Origin of the sequence: Pseudomonas sp. LABIM340 (genome assembly GCF_040017195.2) — a bacterium.
Taxonomy (GTDB): Bacteria; Pseudomonadota; Gammaproteobacteria; order Pseudomonadales; family Pseudomonadaceae; genus Pseudomonas.
Genome location: NZ_CM200227.1, coordinates 1,967,338 through 1,990,650 on the forward strand (window position 1 = coordinate 1,967,338; position 23,313 = coordinate 1,990,650).

17 protein-coding genes are annotated in these 23,313 nt (G+C 67.0%); 10 read left to right on the top strand and 7 right to left on the bottom strand.

Annotation, left to right across the window (positions count from 1 at the left end; all coding sequences use genetic code 11):
- Nucleotides 1-63: 63 nt before the first annotated feature.
- Nucleotides 64-1,134: an AbrB family protein gene (locus ABKS89_RS09255; RefSeq protein WP_348589534.1), complete on the bottom strand. Its 1,071-nt coding sequence runs from the start codon at nt 1,132-1,134 to the stop codon at nt 64-66.
- Nucleotides 1,135-1,240: 106 nt separating this feature from the next.
- Here ABKS89_RS09255 and ABKS89_RS09260 point away from each other — a divergent pair, with 106 nt between their 5' ends.
- Entirely contained in the window at nt 1,241-2,143 is a 903-nt protein-coding gene (locus ABKS89_RS09260) for a LysR family transcriptional regulator (RefSeq protein WP_348589532.1), read from the top strand.
- 232 nt (nt 2,144-2,375) lie between these two features.
- Here ABKS89_RS09260 and ABKS89_RS09265 read toward each other — a convergent pair whose 3' ends face one another.
- Entirely contained in the window at nt 2,376-3,269 is an 894-nt protein-coding gene (locus tag ABKS89_RS09265) for a TauD/TfdA dioxygenase family protein (protein WP_138212783.1), read from the bottom strand.
- A 128-nt stretch (nt 3,270-3,397) separates the two neighbouring features.
- Between ABKS89_RS09265 and ABKS89_RS09270 the strand changes: the two genes are divergently transcribed.
- The 6 genes from ABKS89_RS09270 (at nt 3,398) to ABKS89_RS09295 (ending at nt 13,671) form a co-directional block, all read left to right on the top strand.
- Nucleotides 3,398-4,429 carry an AraC family transcriptional regulator gene (locus ABKS89_RS09270; protein ID WP_138212784.1) on the top strand — a complete coding sequence of 344 codons (1,032 nt, stop codon included), beginning with the start codon at nt 3,398-3,400 and terminating at the stop codon, nt 4,427-4,429.
- A gap of 345 nt (nt 4,430-4,774) precedes the next feature.
- On the top strand, nt 4,775-7,054 hold the full coding sequence (gene pvdQ, locus ABKS89_RS09275) for a bifunctional acylase PvdQ (RefSeq protein ID WP_348589530.1): 2,280 nt from the start codon (nt 4,775-4,777) through the stop codon (nt 7,052-7,054).
- A gap of 189 nt (nt 7,055-7,243) precedes the next feature.
- Nucleotides 7,244-8,161: a polyphosphate kinase 2 gene (gene ppk2, locus ABKS89_RS09280; RefSeq protein WP_081519246.1), complete on the top strand. Its 918-nt coding sequence runs from the start codon at nt 7,244-7,246 to the stop codon at nt 8,159-8,161.
- Between the two features lie 300 nt (nt 8,162-8,461).
- The gene (locus tag ABKS89_RS09285) at nt 8,462-10,066 is read left to right on the top strand and encodes an inorganic phosphate transporter (RefSeq protein WP_348589529.1); all 1,605 of its coding nucleotides are present in this window, start codon (nt 8,462-8,464) and stop codon (nt 10,064-10,066) included.
- 743 nt (nt 10,067-10,809) lie between these two features.
- Complete coding sequence (locus ABKS89_RS09290; RefSeq protein ID WP_348589618.1) at nt 10,810-12,048, top strand: glutamine synthetase family protein; 1,239 nt, start codon at nt 10,810-10,812, stop codon at nt 12,046-12,048.
- 270 nt (nt 12,049-12,318) lie between these two features.
- On the top strand, nt 12,319-13,671 hold the full coding sequence (locus ABKS89_RS09295) for an MFS transporter (protein ID WP_518301002.1): 1,353 nt from the start codon (nt 12,319-12,321) through the stop codon (nt 13,669-13,671).
- Nucleotides 13,672-13,714: 43 nt separating this feature from the next.
- Here the strand turns inward: ABKS89_RS09295 and ABKS89_RS09300 are convergent, their stop codons facing one another.
- The 4 genes from ABKS89_RS09300 to flgA form a co-directional block, all read right to left on the bottom strand.
- Complete coding sequence (locus ABKS89_RS09300) at nt 13,715-14,464, bottom strand: flagellar brake protein (protein ID WP_501734531.1); 750 nt, start codon at nt 14,462-14,464, stop codon at nt 13,715-13,717.
- A 97-nt stretch (nt 14,465-14,561) separates the two neighbouring features.
- The gene (locus ABKS89_RS09305; RefSeq protein ID WP_081519251.1) at nt 14,562-15,023 is read right to left on the bottom strand and encodes a flagellar protein FlgN; all 462 of its coding nucleotides are present in this window, start codon (nt 15,021-15,023) and stop codon (nt 14,562-14,564) included.
- A 43-nt stretch (nt 15,024-15,066) separates the two neighbouring features.
- Nucleotides 15,067-15,381 carry a flagellar biosynthesis anti-sigma factor FlgM gene (gene flgM, locus ABKS89_RS09310; protein ID WP_045212162.1) on the bottom strand — a complete coding sequence of 105 codons (315 nt, stop codon included), beginning with the start codon at nt 15,379-15,381 and terminating at the stop codon, nt 15,067-15,069.
- 141 nt (nt 15,382-15,522) lie between these two features.
- Nucleotides 15,523-16,212: a flagellar basal body P-ring formation chaperone FlgA gene (flgA, locus tag ABKS89_RS09315; RefSeq protein WP_348589616.1), complete on the bottom strand. Its 690-nt coding sequence runs from the start codon at nt 16,210-16,212 to the stop codon at nt 15,523-15,525.
- A 136-nt stretch (nt 16,213-16,348) separates the two neighbouring features.
- Between flgA and ABKS89_RS09320 the strand changes: the two genes are divergently transcribed.
- Nucleotides 16,349-17,287, top strand: coding sequence for a chemotaxis protein CheV (locus ABKS89_RS09320; protein ID WP_081519253.1), 939 nt, complete (start codon nt 16,349-16,351; stop codon nt 17,285-17,287).
- 122 nt (nt 17,288-17,409) lie between these two features.
- Nucleotides 17,410-18,231, top strand: coding sequence for a protein-glutamate O-methyltransferase CheR (gene cheR, locus ABKS89_RS09325; protein WP_138212790.1), 822 nt, complete (start codon nt 17,410-17,412; stop codon nt 18,229-18,231).
- 234 nt (nt 18,232-18,465) lie between these two features.
- Here the strand turns inward: cheR and ABKS89_RS09330 are convergent, their stop codons facing one another.
- Nucleotides 18,466-18,834, bottom strand: a complete 369-nt coding sequence (locus tag ABKS89_RS09330; protein ID WP_348589527.1) for a hypothetical protein — start codon at nt 18,832-18,834, stop codon at nt 18,466-18,468.
- A gap of 111 nt (nt 18,835-18,945) precedes the next feature.
- Between ABKS89_RS09330 and ABKS89_RS09335 the strand changes: the two genes are divergently transcribed.
- Complete coding sequence (locus ABKS89_RS09335) at nt 18,946-23,262, top strand: Lhr family helicase (RefSeq protein WP_348589526.1); 4,317 nt, start codon at nt 18,946-18,948, stop codon at nt 23,260-23,262.
- Nucleotides 23,263-23,313 lie beyond the last annotated feature (51 nt).

Genomic DNA, 23,313 nt, shown 5'->3' on the forward strand with positions numbered 1-23,313 from the left:
TGTAGGAGCGGGCCATGCCCGCGATCGCGCGCATGGCGCGCTCCTGCAGTTTTTTGCTCCGCGTCAGGCGCGGCTCAGGCGAATCACCGTACGGGCGACGGAAACCCCGGTGAACAGCACCACGAACAGCCGCAGCGTCTGCATCGCCAGCACCAGGCCGACGTCGGAGTGGGTGTCCACCGCGATGATCGCCATGGCGTCCAGGCCGCCGGGGCTGGTGGCGAGGTAGAGGGAGAGGAAGTCCATCCCGGTGATGGCCGCCAGCACCCAGGCGAACAGCGCGCAGCTGGCGATCAGCGCCAGTGCGCTGACCAGCATGGCCGGCAAGTGGCGGCCGACGTAGGCGAGGCTTTCGCGGTCGAAGCGCAGGCCGATGTAGCAGCCGATCACGCCGTAGGCGCTGGCCAGCAACCAGTGCGGCAGGGTGATGTGCAGCACGCCGGTGAGCTGCAGCACGGCGCCGGCCACCAGCGGCACCAGCAGCGGGCCGGCCGGCAACTTTGCGCCGGCGGTGGTGCAGACGAAGATCAGCAGCAGGCAGTTGATCAGGTCGGGCAGGGTGGCGGTGTCGACGATCGGCGTGCTGTGGGCCGCCGAGCCGCCGCCTTCGATGCCCAGCAGACGGCCGACCAGGGCGCCGGCCATGACCACGCAGACCACCCGCACGTACTGCATGGTGGCGACCACGCGCGGGTCGGCGCCGTTGGCTTCGGCCATCGACACCATGGCCGCCGCGCCGCCCGGCGCGGTGCCCCAGGCGGCGGTGCTGCCGGGGATGCCGCCGAAGCGCACCATGGCATAGCTGACCACGGCCGAGAGCAGCAGGGTGAGCAGGGTGGCGCTGAGCATCAGCGGCCAGGAAGCGACCATCGCCTGCAGCACCGACCAGCTCATGGCGTGGGCGACCAGCAGGCCGATGCAGCCCTGGCTCAGGCGGAAGGCCTGGCGTGGCAGGCGGATTTCCGCACCGCTGACGCCAAAGGCGATGGCCACCAGCATGGGGCCGAGAAACAACGCGGCAGGGATGCCGAGCCAGGTCAGCAGTTGCCCGGCGCCTCCGGCTCCGAGCGCCAGGGCCAGCCATTGCAGACTGACGGGGATACGGGCGACGGACAGGGCAGGGCGGCTGGACACGGACGGCTCCGGGCGGGGAAGACGTCGGAATTATCGGTAGCCGGATCGATCAAGTCTATTTTCTAATAGTCATGAATCCATTCCTGAAATTTATCAGTTGGCCGCCATGGACCTGCGTGATCTCGCCTACTTCGAAACCATTGCCGAACTCGGCCACCTGGGCCGCGCTGCCGAGCGCCTGGGGCGCAGCCAGCCGGCGCTGACCAAGAGCATCCAGCGCCTGGAGGAATCCCTCGGCGCGCGGTTGTTCCAGCGCGACGGCCGCCGCATCCGCCTGACGCCAGCCGGCGAACTCATGCTGCAACGCGCCCGGCAGTTGCGTCAGGACATCGAGGAAACTCGCCGCGAGGTGCGCGATTTCGCCAGTGGCGTGGTGGGCAATATCCGCCTCGGCTGCGCCGCGACCATGGCCGAGTACCTGCTGCCACGCCTGACCGAGGACCTGCTGGCGCGCGCGCCGGAGATCACCATGAGCCTGGTACTGGGCCAGGACGATGTGCTGCGCGAGGCGCTGCGCAGCGGGCGGCTGGACATGGCGATCTGCTCGCGGATCGTCGACGACCCGCAGCTGAGCAGCGAGCCGCTGCTGCAGGACCAGGTGGTGGTGGTCGCCAGCCGCGACCATCCGATCTTCGATGGCCCCGTCGCCATGGCTGACCTGTGCCGTTATCGCTGGGTGTTGCCGGCCACCGGCGTGTCGTCGCGGCGCTGGATGGATTCCACCTTCCAGGCCCACCAACTGCCCATGCCGCAGGTGCAGATCGAGACCAACGCGATTCCCATGCTGCCCAACCTGATCGCCCGGACCCGCCTGCTCAGCTTCATCGCCCGCGAGGCGCTGGCCGGCGGGCACGGGATGGACCAGCTGCGTGAGGTGGAGCTGGCCGAGACGACGCTGACGCGGACCATCGGCCTGGCGGTGCGCGAGGGCGCCTACCTGTCGCCCGCTGCGCAGTTGCTGCGCGGCATGTTGCGCGAGCATGCGCAGCGATTCGGCGCAGAACTTTAGCCAACGGCGAAGCACCCTGTAGGAGCGGGCCATGCCCGCGATCGCGCCCATGGGGCGCTCCTGCAGGTTGATGCCGGCATTACCGGCCAGGTAGCGAACCTGCCTGAAACGCCGGCCCTGCCGGCGGATCGCGGGCATGGCCCGCTCCTACAGTTGGGCGCAGCTGCGTAGGGCAAGTAACGCGCCAGCGTTATCCGCCGCGGAGCATCCGGCGGATAACCAAACCGCGTGTTCAGCGACTGGGCACCTCACCCACCACCGTGGTGCGGTACATCTCCCGGCGCATGCCGTGGTAGTCCGACACCGGGTAGTGCCAGGTACTGCGGTTGTCCCAGATCGCCAGGGTGCCCGCGCTCCAGCGCATGCGGCAGGTGAATGCCGGCTGCGTAGCGATGCTGAACAGGTAATCCAGCAGCGGCTGCGACTCCGCCGGGCGCATGCCCTTGATGCCGCTGGTGTAGGCCGGGTTGATGTAGAGGATCTTCTTGCCGGTCTCCGGGTGCCGGGTCACCAGCGGATGCGAGCGCACTTCGCCCTCGTGGCTGCCATAGCGCACCGCCATGTTTTCCATCAGGTCGTTGTGCTTGGCCTCGGCGCCGTAAGCGCGCTCGGGGCTGTGGATGGCGTCGAGGGTTTCCAGCTGCGCGCGCAGCTTCGGCGACAGCCATTCGTAGGCCAGCGCCAGGTTGGCGTAGAGAGTGTCGCCGCCAAACGGCGGGATGTCGTGGCCGTAGAGCAGGGTGAAGGCGGGCGGGCGTTCCTGGAAGGACCAGTCGCTGTGCCAGGCGCCGCCGAACACCACCGGGGTCTTCTCGTTGGCCTCCTTCACCACCCGCACCACGTGCGGATGATCGTCCATGCCGACCACATAGGGCTCGCGGCCGAATTCGCCGAAGCGCAGGGTCACGGCTTCGAGGTTTTCCACGCTGAGGTTCTGCCCGCGGATGAACAGCACCTTGTGCGCCAGCAGCGCCTGGCGCAGCTCGACGTAGCCTTCCTCGCCCAGGGTGGTGAGGTCGAGGTCGCTGACGTCCGCGCCGATCGCGCCGGTGGCGGGGACGATGCGGAAGTGGCGGTAGTCGGCCGCGCGGTTCTGGCTCGGCAGCGCGTAGAAGAACTCGAACATGGGGAAGCCTCTTGTGAGTGTTATTGGCACTTCCAGCATGGTCAGCGCGGGCGCTTTCTTCCATGATGAAGTCCGCCAAAAAATGATGATTCCCGCCACGGCGTACTTTGCCGCCACAGGAGCCCGCGATGGACTGGCGCCAGACCCGCGAGATCACCGGAGTGCGTTACCTGCTCGACAGCGCCCGCGACGAGGGCCTGGGCGCGGACGATTGCCTGGTGGGCAGCGCGATCTCATCGGCTGACCTGCAGGCGCGCGCCGGGCGCATCCAGGCCTGGCAGGAACTGGCGGTGATCCGCAACCTGCTGCAGCGCGTCGGGCGGCCCGGCCTGGGGCTGGCGACCGGGCGGCACTACCACCTCACCTCGCTGGGCCTGCTGGGCTTCACCATGCTTGCCAGCCGCACGTTGCAGGAAGCCTTCGAGACTTTCGGGCGTTTCCAGAGCCTGGCACTGACGCTCTGCCCGGTGAGCAGCGAAGTGGAGTCGCGGGGATTGTGGCTGGTTTTCGATGACCGCGTGCTGCCCGAGGATGCCCGTGCTTTCGTGGTGGAGCGCGGCATCGCCGGTTGCTGGCAACTCTCCGGCGAACTGCTGCAGCGGCCGCTGCAACCTCTGGCCATCGAACTGCGCTGCCCGGCGCCGGGCGATGCCAGCGCGTTCCGCGAGACCTTCGGCATCGAGCCGGTGTTCTCGGCTCCGCGCAATGCCATGCTCTTCGCCCTGGAGGACCTGCAGGCGCCGTTACCGCAGGCGCAGATCAGCGCGCGCGACAGCGGCGAGCAACTCTGCGAGCGCCTGTGTGGCGAACTGGCGCTGACCCTGGCCGCGACACCTACCGCGCGGCAGGTGCAGCAACTGCTGCTGCGCGACTCCGCCAGCCTGCTCGGCGCGGCGGCGGTGGCCGAACGCATGGGCCTTTCCGAACGCACGCTGCAACGGCGTCTGGCCGAGGAAGGGCAAAACCTGCAGGGGCTGAACGACGGCATCAAGCAGCGCCTCGCCGAACGCCTGCTGCGCGAATCGCGGATGGACCTGCACGGCATAGCCCAGTGCCTGGGCTATGCCGAGGCGGCGAGTTTTTCCCGCGCTTTCCAGCGCTGGACGGGGCAGTCGCCCGGTCGTTGGAAACGTCAGTCCGGAACCCTCCCGGCGCACTGAAGTCGAACCGCCCGCGATGCCTCTGCAACGGGCGAAAGCCGCGAGCTAGAGCCTTCTGGTGTGGCCGATTGCCATCGGTCGCGGGCTAATTTCGCGTGCTTCCCATCCGTTGCCCTCAAGAGGCGCATCGTCATTTTTCGTGAGGCGTCCAACAAGAAAAGGAGAATCCATGTCCTGTGCAACCTGCCTGCGCGCGTGCCTCGGAAGGCGCGGCGCGATGACCTTCAGCGCACTGCTTTGGCGGACTTGAGCCGCCATCCACTCCTTGCACCGGCACCGCGCGAGCGGCGCGGCCGCGTGCCCCAGGCCGGGCATCCGGCCGTCATCCGAGCATTGAGGGAATCAATGAGCAAGACTTTCCGACTGGCCGCCGTGGCCGGCAGCCTGCTGGCTACCGGACTGCCCGCGCTGGCCTATGGCGCCGAACTCGAGGCGCAGATCCGCTGGACCCGCTACGGTATCCCGCACATCCAGGCCAGGGACGAACTGGGCCTGGGCTACGGCATCGGCTACGCCTACGCCCGCGACAACGCCTGCCTGCTGGCCGAGGAAGTCCTCACCGCGCGGGGCGAGCGTTCGCGCTACTTCGGCGAGGACGGCAAGACTTCCTCCGGCATCGGCAACCTGCCCTCGGACTTCTTCTACACCTGGCTCAACGACAACGAATCCCTGCGCCGCCTGCGCAGCGCCCAGCCGCAGCCGATCCGCGACCTGCTCGATGGCTACGCCGCCGGCTACAACCGCTGGCTGTGGGACACCCAGGCCGCCGGCACGCAGTGCGCGGGCAAGGCCTGGCTGCGCCCGCTGGAGGCCGACGACCTGCTGCGTCTGACCCGCCGCCTGCTGGTACAGGCCGGCGCCGGGCAGTTCGCCGAGGCGATGATGGCGGCCACGCCGCCGGGGCAGGCGAGCACATCGGTAGTCAGTGACGGCGAGGTGCTGGCGGCGATGGACCGGCGCGAGAATTTCCACCGTGACCACGGCAGCAACGCCGTCGCCGTGGGCAGCGAGCGCTCGGCGGACGGCAACGGCCTCCTGCTGGCCAACCCGCACTTCCCCTGGTTCGGCGCGCTGCGCTTCTACCAGATGCACCTGACCATTCCCGGCCAGCTCGACGTGATGGGCGCCTCTCTGCCGGGCATGCCGCTGGTGAACATTGGCTTCAGCAAGGACGTGGCCTGGAGCCACACCGTGGACACCTCCAGCCACTTCACCCTGTACCGCCTCGACCTCGATCCGCAGGACCCGCGCAGCTACCGCGTCGATGGCCAGTCGCGGCCGCTGAAGGAAATCACCCTGCGCGTTCGCGTATTGGAGCCCAATGGCCGCGTGGGTACGCGCAGCCACACGCTGTACGAGTCCGAGTACGGCCCGCTGCTCAGCGTGCCCGGCAAGTTCCCCTGGAACGCCAGCGAAGCCTTTGCGCTGCGCGACGCCAACCTGGGCAACGACCGCGTGCTGCAGCAGTGGTACGCCATCGATCACGCGCGCAGCCTGGATGAGCTGCGTGACAGCATCGAGCACGTGCAGGGCATTCCCTGGGTCAACACCCTGGCGACCAACGCCGAGGGCAAGGTGCTTTACCTCAACCAGTCGGTGGTGCCGCACCTGAGCCAGCAGCAACTGGCCGACTGCGCCATCGCCGAGTACCAGAAGCAGGGCCTGCCGGTGCTGCAGGGTGGGCGCCGCGCCTGCAACTGGTCGAGCGCGCCGGGCAGCCGTCATGCCGGGCTGACGCCGCCGGAGCAGATGCCGGTGCTGGAGCGCGAGGACTTCGTGCAGAACTCCAATGACAGCGCCTGGATGAGCAACCCGGCACAGCCGCTGACCGGGTTCTCGCCGCTGGTGAGCCGTGATTCGGTGCCGGTCAGCGCCCGCGCGCGCTTCGCCCTGGATCGCTTGAAGGGCGACGCCAGGATCGGCCCGGACGACCTGCAGAAAATGGTCACCGACAACCGCGTCTATGTGGCCGACATGCTCCTCGACGACCTGCTGCAACTGTGCAAGCCGGCCCCGGCGGGCACCGAGGCGGCGTGCGCGGCGCTGGGTTCGTGGGACCGTCACGTCAACCTCGACAGCAATCCGGGCTTCGCCTACTTCCAGGCCTTCGTCGCGCGCTTCCTGAAGATCGACGGCGGCTGGCGCCTGCCCTTCGATCCCAAGCTGCCGCTGGCCACCCCTTCGGGCATCGCCCTGGACAAGCCGGAAGTCCGCCAGCAGGCGCAGCAGGCGCTGGTTGCCGCCGCGCAGGAGATCGACGGCCGCCGCATCCGCGCCGACGAGAAGTGGGGCGAGCTGCAGCTGACCGGCGATGTCGCCAACCCGCTGGGCATCCCCGGCGGCACCGGCAACGAGGGCGTATACAACGCCATTACTTCGGAGTGGCAGGGCGACCATTACCGCGTGCTCAGCGGCAGCAGCTATATCCAGCTGGTGGACTTCACCGCCGACGGCCCGAAGGCGCGCGGGCTGCTGGCGTTCTCGCAATCCAGCGAACCCGGTTCGCCGCATCATCGCGACCAGACCGAGCTGTTTGCCAAACAGCAGTGGCCGGAGCTGCCGTTCACCGACGAGCAGATCAAGGCCGATCCGGAGCTGCAGGTGATGGAGCTGCGCGAGCGGTAAGGGGAAGGCGCCCTTGCGGGCGTTGGTCGCGGGCATGGCCCGCTCCTACAGGTAGTCGTGCTTTTGTAGGAGCGGGCCATACCTGCGAATCCCGGCAAGGCCGGGATAACCGATTGACTCCAGCTGTCACCAGCCTGACACCGAGCGCACCTAGTCTGGCGGCAAAGCCCCGACGCGTAGGCCGCCGCCATGCCCCTGACCAATGAATCCGTGATCCGCCGCATCCACCGCGAACTGCTTGACCACAGCGACGAAGAGCTGGAGCTGGAGCTGCTGGAAGATGTGCGCAACCTCGACGAGCTGTTCGACGAGCACGCCGACGTCGACGAGGAAAAGCTCGCTCGCCGCCGTTACTTCAGCGAGCTGTTCCGCCTGCAGGGCGAGCTGGTGAAGCTGCAGAGCTGGGTGGTGAAGACCGGCCACAAGGTGGTGATCCTCTTCGAAGGCCGCGATGCGGCAGGCAAGGGCGGCGTGATCAAGCGCATCACCCAGCGCCTCAATCCGCGCGTCTGCCGGGTCGCCGCGCTGCCTGCGCCGAACGACCGCGAGCAGACCCAGTGGTACTTCCAGCGCTACGTCTCGCACCTGCCGGCGGCGGGGGAAATCGTCCTGTTCGACCGCAGCTGGTACAACCGCGCGGGCGTCGAGCGGGTGATGGGCTTCTGCTCGGACGACCAGTACGAGGAGTTCTTCCGCAGCGTGCCGGAGTTCGAGCGCATGCTGGCGCGCTCGGGCATCCAGCTGATCAAGTACTGGTTCTCGATCTCCGACGACGAACAGCACCTGCGCTTCCTCAGCCGCATCCACGACCCGCTCAAGCAGTGGAAGCTCAGCCCCATGGACCTGGAGTCGCGGCGCCGCTGGGAGGCCTACACCAAGGCCAAGGAAATCATGCTCGAGCGCACCCACATCCCCGAGGCCCCCTGGTGGGTAGTGCAGGCCGACGACAAGAAGCGCGCGCGGCTCAACTGCATCAGCCACCTGCTGAAGCTGATTCCCTACGAGGACGTCGAGCACCCGGCGGTGATCCTGCCGCAGCGCCAGCGCCACGAAGACTACGCGCGCACGCCGACGCCGCAGCAGATTGTGGTGCCTGAGGTTTACTGAGCAGGATTACGTAGGAGCACCTGCCTTCCTCTTGAATTCCGCGCCTGCGCTTCCCCCTCACCCCAGCCCTCTCCCTCAGGGAGAGGGGGCCGATTGCGCCGGCTGACGCCACGGTTTCATCCTGCGCCGTACAGTCCCCTCTCCCTGGTGAGGGGAGGCCCTGGCGCAAATACGCCAGAAGCAGGCAGTTGGCCCTACGTACAGCATCCCTTCGGTGCAGACAGTCATTTTCGCAGAGACACAATCTGTAACATTCCCTGCCGATCATGACCGGGATATCCCATCTCGCGGACTCCCAGCATGACCACCGATACCCTGGCCGTTCCCGGCGTCGAAGACCGGCCCCATCTGGAACACAGGCCCGGCCGCATCACCGCCTTCATCTTCTTCGCCGTGCTCGCCGTCGGCCTGCTGTTCTCGGCCTGGAGCCTGGTGCGCGATGTCGACGACGTCACCACCGCGGTCACCACCTGGACGCCGTTCCTGCTGCTCGGGGTCGCCCTGTTCATCGCCCTGGGCTTCGAGTTCGTCAACGGCTTCCACGACACCGCCAACGCGGTGGCCACCGTCATCTATACCCACTCGCTGCCGCCGCACTTCGCGGTGGTCTGGTCGGGCTGCTTCAACTTCCTCGGCGTGCTGCTCTCCAGCGGCGCAGTGGCCTTCGGCATCATCGCCCTGCTGCCGGTGGAACTGATCCTGCAGGTCGGCTCCTCGGCTGGCTTCGCCATGGTCTTCGCCCTGCTGATCGCGGCCATCCTGTGGAACCTCGGCACCTGGTGGCTGGGCCTGCCGGCGTCGTCCTCGCACACCCTGATCGGCTCGATCATCGGCGTCGGCGTGGCCAACGCGCTGATGCACGGCCGCGACGGCACCAGCGGTGTGGACTGGGCGCAGGCGACCAAGGTCGGCTACTCGCTGCTGCTCTCGCCGCTGATCGGCTTCTTCTGCGCCGCGCTCCTGCTGCTGGCGCTGCGCCTGCTGGTGAAGAACCGCGCGCTGTACAAGGCACCCAAGGGCAAGACGCCGCCGCCGTGGTGGATTCGCGGCCTGCTGATCCTCACCTGCACCGGCGTGTCGTTCGCCCACGGCTCCAACGACGGGCAGAAAGGCATGGGCCTGATCATGCTGATCCTGGTCGGCACCTTGCCGATGGCCTATGCGCTGAACCGCACCATGCCGGCGGACCAGACCGTGCAGTTCGTCGCCATCGCCGAAGTTACCCAGCAGGCGCTGGTCCGTGCCGCGCCGCAGCCGGCCCCGGCCGACCCGCGCGCGGTGCTGTCGGAGTACGTGCGCACCAAGCAAGCCAAGCCGGAACTGATTCCGTCCCTGGCGGCGCTGACCGGCGCCATCGGCGCGGAAGTGAAGGGCTACGGCAGCCTGGCCCGTGTGCCGGCCGAGGCCATGGGCAACGTGCGTAACGACATGTACCTGACCAGCGAGGCGATCCGCCTGATGGACAAGGACAAGGTCGGCAACTTCGACGCGGACACCACCAGCAAGCTGGCCGCGTTCAAGGGCAAGATCGACGAGTCGACGCGATTCATTCCGTTGTGGGTGAAGGTCGCTGTGGCCATCGCCCTCGGCCTGGGCACCATGGTCGGCTGGAAACGCATCGTGGTGACCGTCGGCGAGAAGATCGGCAAGACCCACCTGACCTACGCACAGGGGGCGTCGGCGGAGATGGTGGCGATGCTGACCATCGGCGCGGCGGACATGTACGGGTTACCGGTGTCGACGACCCATGTGCTGTCGTCCGGCGTCGCCGGGACCATGGCGGCCAACGGCTCGGGCCTGCAGATGCGCACCATCCGCAACCTGCTGATGGCCTGGGTGCTGACCCTGCCGGCGGCCATCGTGCTCTCGGCGTCGCTGTACTGGCTGTTCACCCACCTGTTCTGACCTAGGGTGATGCAACGAAAACGCCGCTCTCCTGAGCGGCGTTTTTTTGCCACCGGACTCCCCTGTAGGAGCGGGCCATGCCCGCGATCCGCCGGCAGGGCCGGCGCCATCCTTCGCTCCAAGGTTGACCCTGTATTGCTGCGTTGGCGTGGGTGTTTCTGCGTCGCTTCGGTGCACGCCCGGAATCTGTGTTTCGCCCCCTCGGGCGAGTCCCTTTTGTCAAACGCCACAAAAGGAACCAAAAAGTCTTGCCCCGGACATCCGGTTTTTCGCTTGGGGCGAAAAATTCCCTCGTTGAATTGAAGTTTCAGGGGCCCGCCGCGAAGGGCCATCCCTGGCCCATCGCGGCTCTCGCGACATCCATGTCGCTCAACCCCTGAAACTTCAATTCAACGAGGCCTCCTGAACGGGGCATTTGGCGCGTGAGGATGTTTCTCTGGAAGTCTTCATGAGCCAGAGCGGATTCCCCTGTAGGAACGGGCCATGCCCGCGATGGCGCGCATGGCGCGCACCTACAGGGAGCTTCCGCGTTTCCTGCTGGCCCCGCTTGAAATATCGAACGCGTGATGCGTATTTTGTACGGGCTCGCGCGCCTCGCGCGGCGTCCTGTGACAGGGACAAAAGAACAAGGATAAGAAGTCATGAGTAACGATCCAGGAATCCCACTCGCCGAGCGTCTGGCTGGAGTGGAAGAGATCGAGTGCGTCACCCCCGACCTCAACGGGGTGCCGCGTGGCAAGGTGATGACCGGCGAGGGCTTCCTCACCGGGCGCCGGCTGCAACTGGCGCGCGGCGTCCTGCTGCAATGCATCATGGGCGGCTACCCGGCCGCGAAGTTCTACGGCAGCGACGACGGCGACCTCGCCCTGATCGCCGAGCCGACCCAGATCCATCGCCTGCCCTGGAGCGACGAACCCCGCGCCTTTGCCATCTGCGATGCGCTGGAGCTCGATGGCAAGCCTTCCGGCCTGTCCACCCGCGGCCTGCTCAAGCAAGTGGTCGCGCGCTACGCCGAACGCGGCTGGAGCCCGGTGGTGGCGACCGAGCTGGAGTTCTTCGTGTTCGCCCCCAACCCCGATCCGCTGGAAGCCTTCCAGGCGCCGGTTGGCCTGGACGGTCGCCGCGAGATCGGTCACTCGGCCTTCAGCGTTTCGTCCAACAACGGCCTGCGCCCGTTCTTCCAGGACGTCTACCGCTGCATGGAAGCGGTGGGGCTGGAACGCGACACCTTCATGCACGAGATGGGCACCACCCAGTTCGAGATCAACTTCCTGCATGGCGACCCGGTACTGCTGGCCGACCAGACCTTCCTGTTCAAGCACCTGCTCAAGGAAGTCGCGCTCAAGCACGGGCTGATCGTGGTGTGCATGGCCAAGCCGCTGGCGCACACGCCGGGCAGTTCGATGCACATCCACCAGAGCATCGTCGATGGCGAGGGCCGCAACATCTTCAGCGACGCCCAGGGCGAGGTCACGCCGGCGTTCCGCCACTTCATCGGCGGCCTGCAGGCGTGCCTGTCGGACTTCACCCTGCTGTTCGCGCCGAACGTGAACTCCTTCCAGCGCCTGTGCCACCCGTACGCTTCGCCGAACAACGCCTGCTGGTCCCACGACAACCGCGCCGCCGGCCTGCGCATTCCGGCCAGCGCGCCGGTGGCCCGTCGCGTGGAGAACCGCCTGCCAGGCGCCGACGCCAACCCCTACCTGGCCATCGCTGCGAGCCTGGCTGCCGGTCTGCACGGCATCGAGCGTGCGCTGGAGCCCACTGCGCCGATCCAGGGTGAGTTCGAGGTGCCGCCGGAGCTGCTGCTGCCCTGCACGATGTACGACGCACTGCAGCGCCTGCAGCGCAGCGAGCTGGCCCGCGAGGTGTTCGGCAACGAGTTCATCGACGGCTACAGCGCGACCAAGGCCATGGAGCTGACCAGCTTCTTCGACGAAATCACCCCGTGGGAGCGCCGCGTTCTCGCCGCGCAGGCCTGAGGCGCATGAACTGATTTGAAGTCTCTGACACAGCTGCGCCGAAACCCGGTGCAGCTGTGATCGGCAGCCATCTTCTGGTGATCTTCAGGCCATCCTCGTTCATCCCGCCGACATCCTTCGAAACGCCCCGCATGACCGTGCGCGACGCGCGCTATTCCGGGCCCGGCAGCCCTCTCGACGCGCCGATTGGCAAGCTCTAAGGTGTGAGCGCAAGTCCCGCTTTCCGCTGCCCGGACGTTGTGCCGGGGTTGTCCTGGACCAGGAGGTCCAATGCTTCGGATCGTCACTGCCTTCCGCGCTCTGTACTTCGCCGCCGTCATGCTCCTGACCGGTTCCGGTCTGCTCAGTACCTACCTCGCCCTGCGCCTGGGCGCGGAGAAGGTCGACGGGCTGTGGATCGGCGCTATGATGGCCGCCTACTACCTCGGCCTGGTGCTGGGCGGCAAGATCGGCCACCGGCTGATCGCCCGCGTCGGCCACATCCGCGCCTATGTCGCCTGTGGCGGGTTGGTCACCGCTGCGGTGCTGGGCATCGGCCTGTTGCCCTGGCTGGGCTTCTGGCTGTTGCTGCGGGTCGCCATCGGCCTGGGGATGATGTGCCAGTACATGGTCATCGAGAGCTGGCTCAACGAGCAGGCCGAAGCGCGCCAGCGCGGTGCCGTGTTCGCCGGCTACATGGTCGCGTCCTACCTGGGCCTGGTACTCGGTCAGCTGGTGCTGGTGGTGCATCCGGGGCTGGGCCCGGAGCTGCCGATGATGATCGCGCTGTGCTTCGCCCTGTCGCTGATCCCGGTGGCGATCACCCACAAGGTCCACCCCGCACCGCTGCGCCCGGCACCGCTGGAGCCGCGCTTCTTCATCCAGCGGGTGCCGCAGTCGCTGACCACGGTGCTGGTGTCCGGCCTGGTAGTGGGTGCCTTCTATGGTCTGGCGCCGCTCTATGCGGTGCGCCAGGGCTTGAGTACCGAGGAAATCGGCCTGTTCATGGGCGGCTGCATCTTTGCCGGCTTGCTGGTGCAGTGGCCGCTGGGCTGGCTGTCGGACCGCATCGACCGCGCCGTGCTGATCCGCAATGCCGCCATCCTGCTGTTGATAGTGGCGTTGCCGCTGGCGCTGTTGCCGCTGCTGCCGGTGCCGCCGATTTCACTGGCGTGGCTTTTGCCGATGGGCTTCATCGTCTGCCTGGTGCAGTTCACCCTGTATCCGCTGGCCGTGGCCTTCTCCAACGACCACGTCGAAGGTGAGCGCCGCGTTTCGCTGACCGCGATGCTGCTGGTGACTTTCGGTGTCGGCGCCTGTATCGGCCCGCTGGCGGCCGGCGCGCTGATGAAGCTGTTCGGCGCCAACATGCTCTACGCCTTCGTCTGCGCCTGCTCGCTGATCCTCATCTGGCGCGTGCAGCCGGAGAAGGTCAGTGGTGTGCACCGGGTCGACGAAGCGCCGGTCAAGCACGTCGCCACGCCGGACAGCCTGGCGTCCTCGCCGCTGTCCGCCGCCCTCGACCCGCGGGTCGACGAAGCGGCCGTGGAGGAGCAGATGAAGGGCAACGACAACAGCGCGCCGGCAGCCGAGCCGGAAGTGGAGGCAGAAGCAGAAGCCGAGGAAGAAAGCCGGCCCGCGTGAGGCGGCAGGGGAAGGGCGGCAAGCGCTTGCCGCCCGGGACGAACTAGAACAGCTCGTCCTTCTCGAAGCGCCGGGCTTCGCGTTGCAGCTGGTAGACGAAGCGTTCGATGTTGCGCTGCGCCAGGCCGCTCATCTGGTGGAAGCGCATGCCGGCGAAGCTGTAGCCGACCTTTTCCTCGAAGTGCACGTGGCGCAGCTCGACTTCCATGGTCAGGGCGCCGAAGGGCAGGCGCGCGGTGAATTCTTCATAGACCTGGCCGGGCTGCAGGCGCTCGGCGGCGTTGCCTTCCAGGCGAATCTTGCAGCCAGTGGCGGAAATGTCGATCAGGCTGCCCTTGAGCGGCGACTTCAGCTTGCTGCCGCCGATCTCCACGGCCACCGGCTGGCCCTGGCTGACGGGGGCGCGGAAGGCGTTGCGGCGCTGGTGGTAGAGCATCTCGGCCGGCACCGGCAGCCAGTAGCAGCGGGCGCCGTCGATCTCGGAGAAGAAAGCGTTCTGGGTGTTTTCCCAGGCGATGCGCACGCCCTCGTGGAAGGCCTCGATGCGGAATTGCTCGCCGTTCTGCAGGAAGCGCTCGCCGTCGTTGGGGATGAGCTCATCGAGGGCAACGATGTTGCGCTCGCGGTTGATCTCGACGACGAAGCTCTGGAAGCGCTGGCTGCGCCCTTCGAAGGTGATTACCAGGGGATCGTTACTGTCCATCAGCATTTTCAGGCTGGCGTGGATCTCCACCGGAGCTTTCAACACCTTCGGTGGTTGAGGGCCATTTTCCTCGGCGAACAGATTGGACACGGTCCGCGGGTCTCCATTGTGTTTGTTATGAGTCGTGCACGGGGCAGGGCCGGATAGTGGCATTCTGCCCTAGGGCGGGCCTTCAGGCCAGAGGAGTTCAGGCCTGGCTGAGCGGGCGCTGGCGGTTGCTCTGGGTGGAGCCGCCGTAGCGATCATAGAGTCGCGGAGTTTCCTGGCCGCGCAGGATGTCGAGCGTGCGCTCGGTGCTGGTCTGGCCGGAACGGATGAGGCGGCCGTTGCGCTGGTTGGCTTCCTGACAGCGTTCGAGCAGGGCGCCGAGTTCTTGCGCACGCGCGGTGAGAGCGGCGTTGCCGGTAGCCTGGGCAATCTGCGCAAGCCCCTCGTTGTCAGCGCTGACCCCGGCCTGTTGCAGTGCCTGGGTGCGGATGCGACCGTTCTGCTCGAGCTGATGCAGCAGCGGCAGCTTGCTGTCGAGCAGCTTCTGCAACTGGTCCAGGTCGCGTGCTTGCAGCGCCTGGAACTCATCGTCGATCAGCTGCAGCAGGCTGCTGGCTGCTTCGATGTCGCCGTTGATCAGGGAAAGCAGGGCATCGGACATCTTGGGCTCGGCGTACTAGCGGTTGACCAGGCGCTGAGTGAACTCAGCGCTGGGATTCGAAATCGAGCAGCTTGCTGGCGACTTTCTGGCTGTCGACCTGGTAGCTGCCGTCAGCGATGGCCGCCTTGATGCGGGCCACTTTCTCGTTGTCGACCACGGGCTGGTCCTTCAGTTGATCGCTTACTTTCTGCAGTTGCTGCGCGGTGTCGCTCAGCTGTACCGACTCGCCGCTCTTGGCCGGGGCGTTGACGGAGGCATTCTCTGCGGCGGCTTCGCTGCGACCGCTCTGGGCAGCACTGCTACGGCCAGTGCTGGCTGTCGTAGAGGCCGGGTTCAGCCGGTTGAAGTCGATGACCATGGTGGAAACCTCTGGAGGTATTGGACGCTTGCCAAGCTTTTCGGCCGTCTTGAGAGAAACTTTAGGCCGAATTTTCGTGCGCCTGAGCACATTTTGCAGAGGGCTGCGTCCATCATGCCAGAAAAAGCCCGGCGCCGAGCGCTACAGGGTGACTTCCACCGCTCCCGGCTCGACCACGCGAGCCTTGACGATACGCTGGGAGCGCAGGTTGCGCACTCGGATCTGCTCGCCGGTTACCCCATCGGACAGCGCCTCGCCGGGCATGAACACGTTGATCGCACTGGTCCTGGCGCGGATCACCACCTGGTCACCCTTGCGCACGGCCGCCGCCTGTTCGAGGAACACCGGTGCCAGCACCTGGTCGTTGACCGTCGGGCGCTTGAGCTTCATGCCGACCACCTGGCTGGGGTCGGTCAGGTAGCCCAGGCTCAGTTGGCCGACGTCCCTTTCGACGACGCTGATATCACTTGCCTCGACGACATGGTTACGCTGCAGGGGCAGGGTGGTGACGACAACTTGACGGAACAGCCTGACCGTCGCCGGCACGAACACCGTCCAGGGGGAGCTGCCCTCGCAGAGCACCCGCACAGTGACCCGACCAACGGGCTGCGCCGGGCTTTCCAGCTTCTGTGTCAGGTCCTTGTCGCACTCTGCCAGACGCAGGCGGGGGTCGATGCGTGCGACTTCGATCTCGTAGCGTGCGTCTATGCCCGAGGTCTGCAGATAATCTTCCACCTTGAACTCAAGAAAGCCCTGGGTGGAGCCGATAAGGATCTCAGGCGCAGTGAAGCCTTCCGCCCCAGCCGGGGAGAGGGTCAGCGCACCCGTCATGCCGAGCAGCGCAGCCATCAGGGCGCGCGCGGGTCTCAGCTGTCGGAAAAATGTCGTTGCTCGTTTCATGCAACGATCCAAGCAATGGTCATGCCGCCTTCGTGAGTCGGGCGGCGTTGCGTGCACAGGAGGCTCAATGGCCGGAGTCATGGATTCGGTCAACCAGCGTACGCAGCTGGTTGGCCAGAATCGTCTCGAACTGCTGCTGTTCCGCTTGAACGGCAGCCAGCTGTACGGGATCAACGTGTTCAAGGTGAAGGAGGTGTTGCAGTGCCCCCGCCTGACCGTGATGCCCAAATCCAGCCAGGTGGTGCGCGGGGTGGCGAACATCCGTGGCGGCACCATTCCGATCCTCGACCTGGCGCTGGCCACGGGGCGTCACGCCCTGCGGGACATCGCCAACAGCTTCGTGATCATCACCGAGTACAACACCAAGGTGCAGGGCTTCCTGGTGCACTCGGTGGAGCGCATCGTCAACATGAACTGGGAGTCGATCCATCCGCCACCCAAGGGAACCGGCCGCGACCACTACCTGACGGCGGTGACGCGGGTCGACAACCAACTGGTGGAAATCATCGACGTGGAGAAGATCCTCGCCGAGGTGGCGCCGACTTCGGAGGACATCTCCGAAGGCGTGCTGGATGCCGAGACCCAGGCCCGCGCGGTGAGCAAGCGCGTGCTGGTGGTGGATGACTCCTCCGTGGCGCGCAAGCAGCTGGTGCGTTGCCTGGAGACCGTCGGCGTGGAAGTGCTGGCGCTCAACGACGGCCGCCAGGCGCTGGATTACCTGCACCAGATGGTGGAAGCCGGCGGGCATCCGGGCAGCGATCTGCTGATGGTGATCTCGGATATCGAGATGCCGGAAATGGATGGCTACACGCTTACGGCGGAAATCCGTCACGACCCGCGCATGCAGGATCTGCACATTCTCCTGCATACTTCGTTGTCCGGGGTGTTCAACCAGGCGATGGTGAAGAAGGTCGGCGCTGACGACTTCCTTGCCAAGTTCCGCCCCGATGACCTGGCGGCCCGCGTGTCGGACCGCATCAAGGCAGTGGATGGCGCGACGGCCTGATGCCGGCGTGACGCGATGCGGGTGGCGCCGGTGCCGCCCGCATCGTCTATGGTTTTTTGAGCACCGGTCAGGCAGTTGCCGTCGTTTTGCCGGCAGCCGTCCACGAGCAAAGAGGCTTATCTGTGACATCCACCAATTCTGAATTCGAGCTGTTCCGGGATTTCCTGGAAAAGACCTGCGGCATCCTCCTGGGCGCCAACAAGCAGTACCTGGTCTCCAGCCGCTTGAACAAGTTGATGGAGCAGCAGGGCATCAAGTCCCTGGGCGAGCTGGTACAGAAGATCCAGATGCGCAGCCAGCTGCGCGAGCAGGTGGTCGATGCGATGACCACCAACGAGACCCTGTGGTTTCGCGATACCTACCCCTTCGAGGTGCTGAAGAACCGCGTGCTGCCGGAGATGATCAAGGCCTCGCCCGGCCAGCGCCTGCGCATCTGGTCGGCGGCCTGTTCCTCGGGGCAGGAGCCTTATTCGCTGTCCATGTCCATCGACGAGTTCGAGCGCACCAACCTTGGCCAGTTGAAGGCGGGCGTGCAGATCGTCGCCACCGACCTGTCCGGCTCCATGCTCACTGCCTGCAAGGCCGGCGAGTACGATAGCCTGGCCATCGGCCGCGGCCTGTCGCAGGAGCGCTTGGCGCGCTACTTCGACCAGAAGACGCCGGGGCGCTGGACGGTGAAGCCGCCGATCAAGAGCCGTGTGGAGTTCCGCGCGCTGAACCTGCTGGACAGCTACGCCACGCTGGGCAAGTTCGACATGGTGTTCTGCCGCAACGTGCTGATCTATTTCTCGGCCGAAGTGAAGCGCGACATCCTCCTGCGCATCCATGCGACGCTCAAGCCTGGCGGCTACCTGTTCCTCGGCGCCTCCGAAGCGCTCAACGCGCTGCCGGACCACTACCAGATGGTCCAGTGCAGCCCGGGGATCATCTACAAGGCCAAGTGACCGGCCGACGCCCCGCCTGTTCGGGCGGGGTTCCTGCAGATACTTTCAGCGCCACCTGATCGGCCTGGTGCCGTTCCGATCGCGCGCATGGCGCGCTCCTACAGATGGGCGCTGCACGTAGAGTTTCCGTTGGTTGTGGATTGCGCCGCGGACAAGCCCCGCTCCCGCGTTGGTCGGCTGACCTGTAGGAGCGGGCCATGCCCGCGATCCGTCGGCAGGGCCGACGCCAGCCAATCACCAGGTCTTCGGCCGATACCCCTTCACGCAGGCCCGCACCTCGTCGTCGATCACGTTGCCCGGCTTGATGCAGTCGGACAGCTTGCGCGGGCTGTCGCTGTAGGGAGAGGTCGCTGGTGCCGCCTGTGGGCCGGCAGGGGACATGCCCAGGCGGCTTTGCAGCACCACCCAGCGCTCCGCTAGCCAAGCGTGGCTGGCTGGATTGCGCCACAGCGCGGTGCCGGCGGCGAGGAGCAGCAAGGGGATGAGAAACCACAGCAGCGGCTTCAGCAGCATTCGCCAGTTGCGCTTCGGGCCTTCGGGCGGCTTCTGCTTGTTCTGCTGCCTGACCTGCTCCCAGTAGTAGTCGCGATCACGGTCGCTCATCGGTGCACTTCCGCCGGTTGGATGCGCGAAGAGTAACGGCTGGCGCGGCCTGCGGCGAGGCGCGATCAGTGGTCCTTGTGACGGGCTTCGCGCACCACCATATTGGTTTGCATGACCGCTCCTCGAACCTCATCCCGCACCAGGCGAGCCGATGTGCTGTCCGCCTTCCACCCGGCGGTGGCCGGCTGGTTCCGTGCGCATTTCCCGGCACCGACGCAGGCGCAGGTCGAGGCGTGGCCGGCGATCCAGGCGGGCGAATCGACCCTGGTAGCGGCGCCCACCGGTTCGGGCAAGACGCTCACGGCCTTCCTCTCGGCCATCGATGCACTGGTCCGCGAGGGATTGGCGAACGGCGGTGCGCTGCCGGATCGCACCTCGGTGGTCTACGTTTCGCCGCTCAAGGCGCTGTCCAATGACATCCGGATCAACCTCGAGGAGCCCCTGGCCGGCATCCGCGCGGCGCTGGTGGAGATGGGCCTGCCCGAGGTGGATATCCGCACTGCGGTGCGCACCGGCGACACCACCTCCCGCGAGCGCGAGGCCATGCGCCGGCAAGTGCCGCACATCCTGGTCACCACCCCCGAATCGCTCTACGTGCTGCTCGGCTCGGACTCCGGCCGCGCCATGCTCGCCGGCGCGCGCAGCGTGATAGTCGATGAAATCCACGCCCTGGCCGCGAGCAAGCGCGGCAGCCACCTGGCGCTGTCACTGGAGCGCTTGCAGGCGTTGTGCGAAGCGCCGCTGGTGCGCATCGGCCTGTCCGCCACGCAGAAACCCATCGAGGCCGTGGCGGGTTTTCTCGTTGGGAGTCACCAGGGCTGCCGCATCGTCGACATCGGCTACAGCCGCGAACGCGACCTGAACCTGGAAGTGCCCGCAGCGCCGCTGGAGGCGGTGATGTCCCACGATGTCTGGGACAAGGTCTACGATCGCCTCGCCGAACTGGCCAGCGAGCACCGCACCACGCTGGTTTTCGTCAATACCCGACGGCTGTCCGAGCGCATCACCCGGCACCTGGCCGAGCGCATCGGCGCCGGCTGGGTAGCGGCGCACCACGGCAGCCTGTCCAAGGAACTGCGCCTGGGCGCCGAACGGCGGCTCAAGGCCGGGCAACTGAAGGTGCTGGTGGCCACCGCGTCGCTGGAGCTGGGCATCGATATCGGCGACGTCGAGCTGGTCTGCCAGATCGGCTCGCCGCGTTCCATCGCCGCCTTCCTGCAACGTGTCGGCCGCTCCGGCCACAGCGTCGGCGGTACGCCCAAGGGACGGTTGTTCCCGACTTCGCGGGATGACCTGATCGAATGCGTGGCGCTGCTCGACAGCGTGCGGCAGAACGAGCTGGACGCCCTGAGCATTCCCCACGCTCCGCTGGACGTGCTGGCCCAGCAGATAGTTGCCGAAGTGGCCTGCCAGGAATGGCGAGAGGACGCGCTGTTCGCGCTGTTCACCGCCGCGCAACCCTATGCCGACCTCAGTCGCGAGCACTTCGACGCGATGCTGCGCACCCTTGCCGAGGGCTATACCAGCCGTAACGGCCAGCGCGGTGCCTACCTGCACCGTGACGCCGTGCACCAGCGTCTGCGCGGCCGGCGCGGAGCCAAGCTCACCGCCGTGACCTCCGGCGGCACCATTCCCGATACCGGCGACTACACCGTGCTGCTGGAGCTGCAGGGCCTCAGCGTGGGCACGGTGAACGAGGACTTCGCGGTGGAGAGCCTGGCCGGCGATGTGTTCCAGCTGGGCAATGTTTCCTACCGCATTCTGCGCGTGGAGCCGGGCCGCGTGCGCGTCGAGGATGCACAGGGTCAGCCACCGAACATCCCTTTCTGGCTCGGCGAGGCGCCGGGGCGCACCGACGAGCTGTCCGCCAGCGTCGCGCGCCTGCGCGGGCAACTGGACGAACTGCTCGCCCAGGGCGAGAACGACGCCGAGCCGCTGGCGCGGGCCATCGACTGGCTGCAGGGGCTGCTTGGCCTGAACGACGCGGCGGCGCGGCAACTGGTGGAGTACCTGGCTCGTGCGCGCCACGCCCTTGGTGCGCTGCCGACGCAGAAGACGCTGATCCTCGAACGCTTCTTCGATGAATCCGGCGGCATGCAACTGGTCATCCATTCGCCCTATGGCAGCCGGATCAACCGCGCCTGGGGGCTGGCGCTGCGCAAGCGCTTCTGCCGCACCTTCAACTTCGAGCTGCAGGCCGCCGCCACCGAAGACGCGATCATCCTCTCGCTGTCCACCAGCCACAGCTTTGCGCTGGACGAGGTGTGGCGCTACCTGCACTCCAACAGCGCCGAACACGTGCTGATCCAGGCGCTGCTCGACGCGCCGCTGTTCGGCGTGCGCTGGCGCTGGAACGCCACCACCGCGCTGGCCTTGCCGCGCTACAGCGGCGGGCGGAAAGTCGCCCCGCAATTGCAGCGCATGCGCAGCGAGGACCTGCTGGCCTCGGTGTTCCCCGACCAGGTGGCGTGCCTGGAGAACATCGTCGGCGAGCGCGAGATTCCCGATCACCCGCTGGTGACGCAGACCCTCGACGACTGCCTGCACGAGGCGATGGACTGCGAGGGCTGGCTCGACCTGCTGCGGCGCATGGAAAGTGGGGCGGTGACCCTGCTGGCACGTGACCTGCCGGCACCGTCGCCGCTGGCGGCGGAGGTTTTGTCCGCCAGCCCGTATTCCTTCCTCGATGACGCGCCACTGGAAGAGCGCCGCACTCAGGCCGTGCAGAGCCGCCGCTGGACCGACCCGGAAAGCGCCGACGACCTCGGCGCGCTGGATGCCGATGCCATCGACGCGGTACGCGCCGAGGCCTGGCCCGAAGCCCGCGACGCCGACGAGATGCACGAGGCATTGACCGGTCTGGGTGGCATCCGCGAAAGCGAGGCGCAGGTCAATGAGGGCTGGCCTTTCCTGCTCAAGTCACTGGCCAAAGCGGGGAGGGCGACGCGCCTGGAGCTGCCCGTGGGCGCAGTCTGGGTGGCGGCGGAACGGCTCAGCCAATGGCTCTCGCTGCATCCTCAGGTCGCGATGAAACCTTCGCTTGATCTGCCTGTGGCGCTGCGTGAACCCTGCGCGGTGGACGAAGCGCAGGTCGAACTGGTGCGGGCGCGCCTGACCGGTTTCGGCCCACGTCTGCTGCGCGAGTTGGCGGATGACCTGGGCATTTCCTCCGGCGATACCGGCTTCGCCCTGGCCAGCCTGGAACGCGAGGGCTACGTGCTGCGCGGCCGCTTCACGCCGGGCGTCAGCGAGGAGGAGTGGTGCGAACGCCACTTGCTCGCGCGCATCCATCGCTACACGGTCAAGCGCCTGCGCCGGGAGATCGAGCCAGTGGCGCGGGCGGATTTCATGCGCTTCCTGTTCGACTGGCAGCGGGTGTCCGCTGGATCGCGGATGCGCGGTGCAGAATCCCTGGCCGGCGTGCTCAGTCAGCTGGAAGGCTTCCAGGCGGCCGCCAGTGCCTGGGAAAGCGACATCCTGCCCAGCCGCGTGGCCGACTACGGCATCAACTGGCTGGACGACCTGTGCCGCGCCGGTCGCATCGTCTGGGCGCGCTTGCCGGGCCGAGCCGCTGTAAAGGGGCGCGGCGGCCCGCTGAAGAGCACGCCTATCGTGCTGCTGCCGCGCGCGCAGATGGCGCAGTGGAGCGCGTTGAGCGCGGGGCAGGCGGATGCCGAGCTGTCCGCCAAGGCCAGCAAGGTGCTGGAGGTGCTCAAGGAGCACGGCGCGTCGTTCTTCGAAGAGCTGGCCAGTGAAAGCCACCTGCTGCGCACCGAACTGGAAACCGTGCTGGGTGAACTGGTAGCGGCGGGGCGGGTGAATGCCGACAGCTTCGCCGGCCTGCGCGCCCTGTTGATGCCGGCGGCGCGGCGGCACCCGCAGCGACGTTCGCGCACGCCGCTGTTCGGCATGGCCGATGCCGGGCGCTGGGCGCTGCTGCGCCGCGCCACGCTGGAGCCGGGAGCGCGGTTGCCGGCGGAAGTGCTCGAACATGTCGCCATGACCTTGCTGCGTCGCTACGGTGTGGTCTGCTGGCGCCTGCTCGATCGCGAAGCCGACTGGCTGCCGCCGTGGCGCGACCTGCTGCGGGTCTACCACCGCCTGGAAGCGCGCGGGGAAATCCGTGGTGGGCGCTTCGTCGCCGGGCTGACCGGCGAGCAGTTTGCCCTGCCCGAAGCCGTCGGCCTGCTGCGCGAAGTGCGCCGCCGTGAAGCGAGCGGTGAATGGGTGGTGGTGTCGGCGGTCGACCCGCTGAACCTGGCCGGCACCCTGCTGCCGGGGCGCAAGGTGGCGGCGGTGAGTGGCAACCGCGTGCTCTATCGCGATGGCGTGCCGGTGGGCGCGTTGATCGCCGGCGAGGTGGAGCTGCTCGCGGAGCTGGCGCCGGATGAGCAGGCCTGCGCGCGGGAATTGTTGATCCGCCGGTAAGCCGGGCGCGGCTGACGTACACTCAGCGGCACGGAAGTTTCTCCCTGCGAG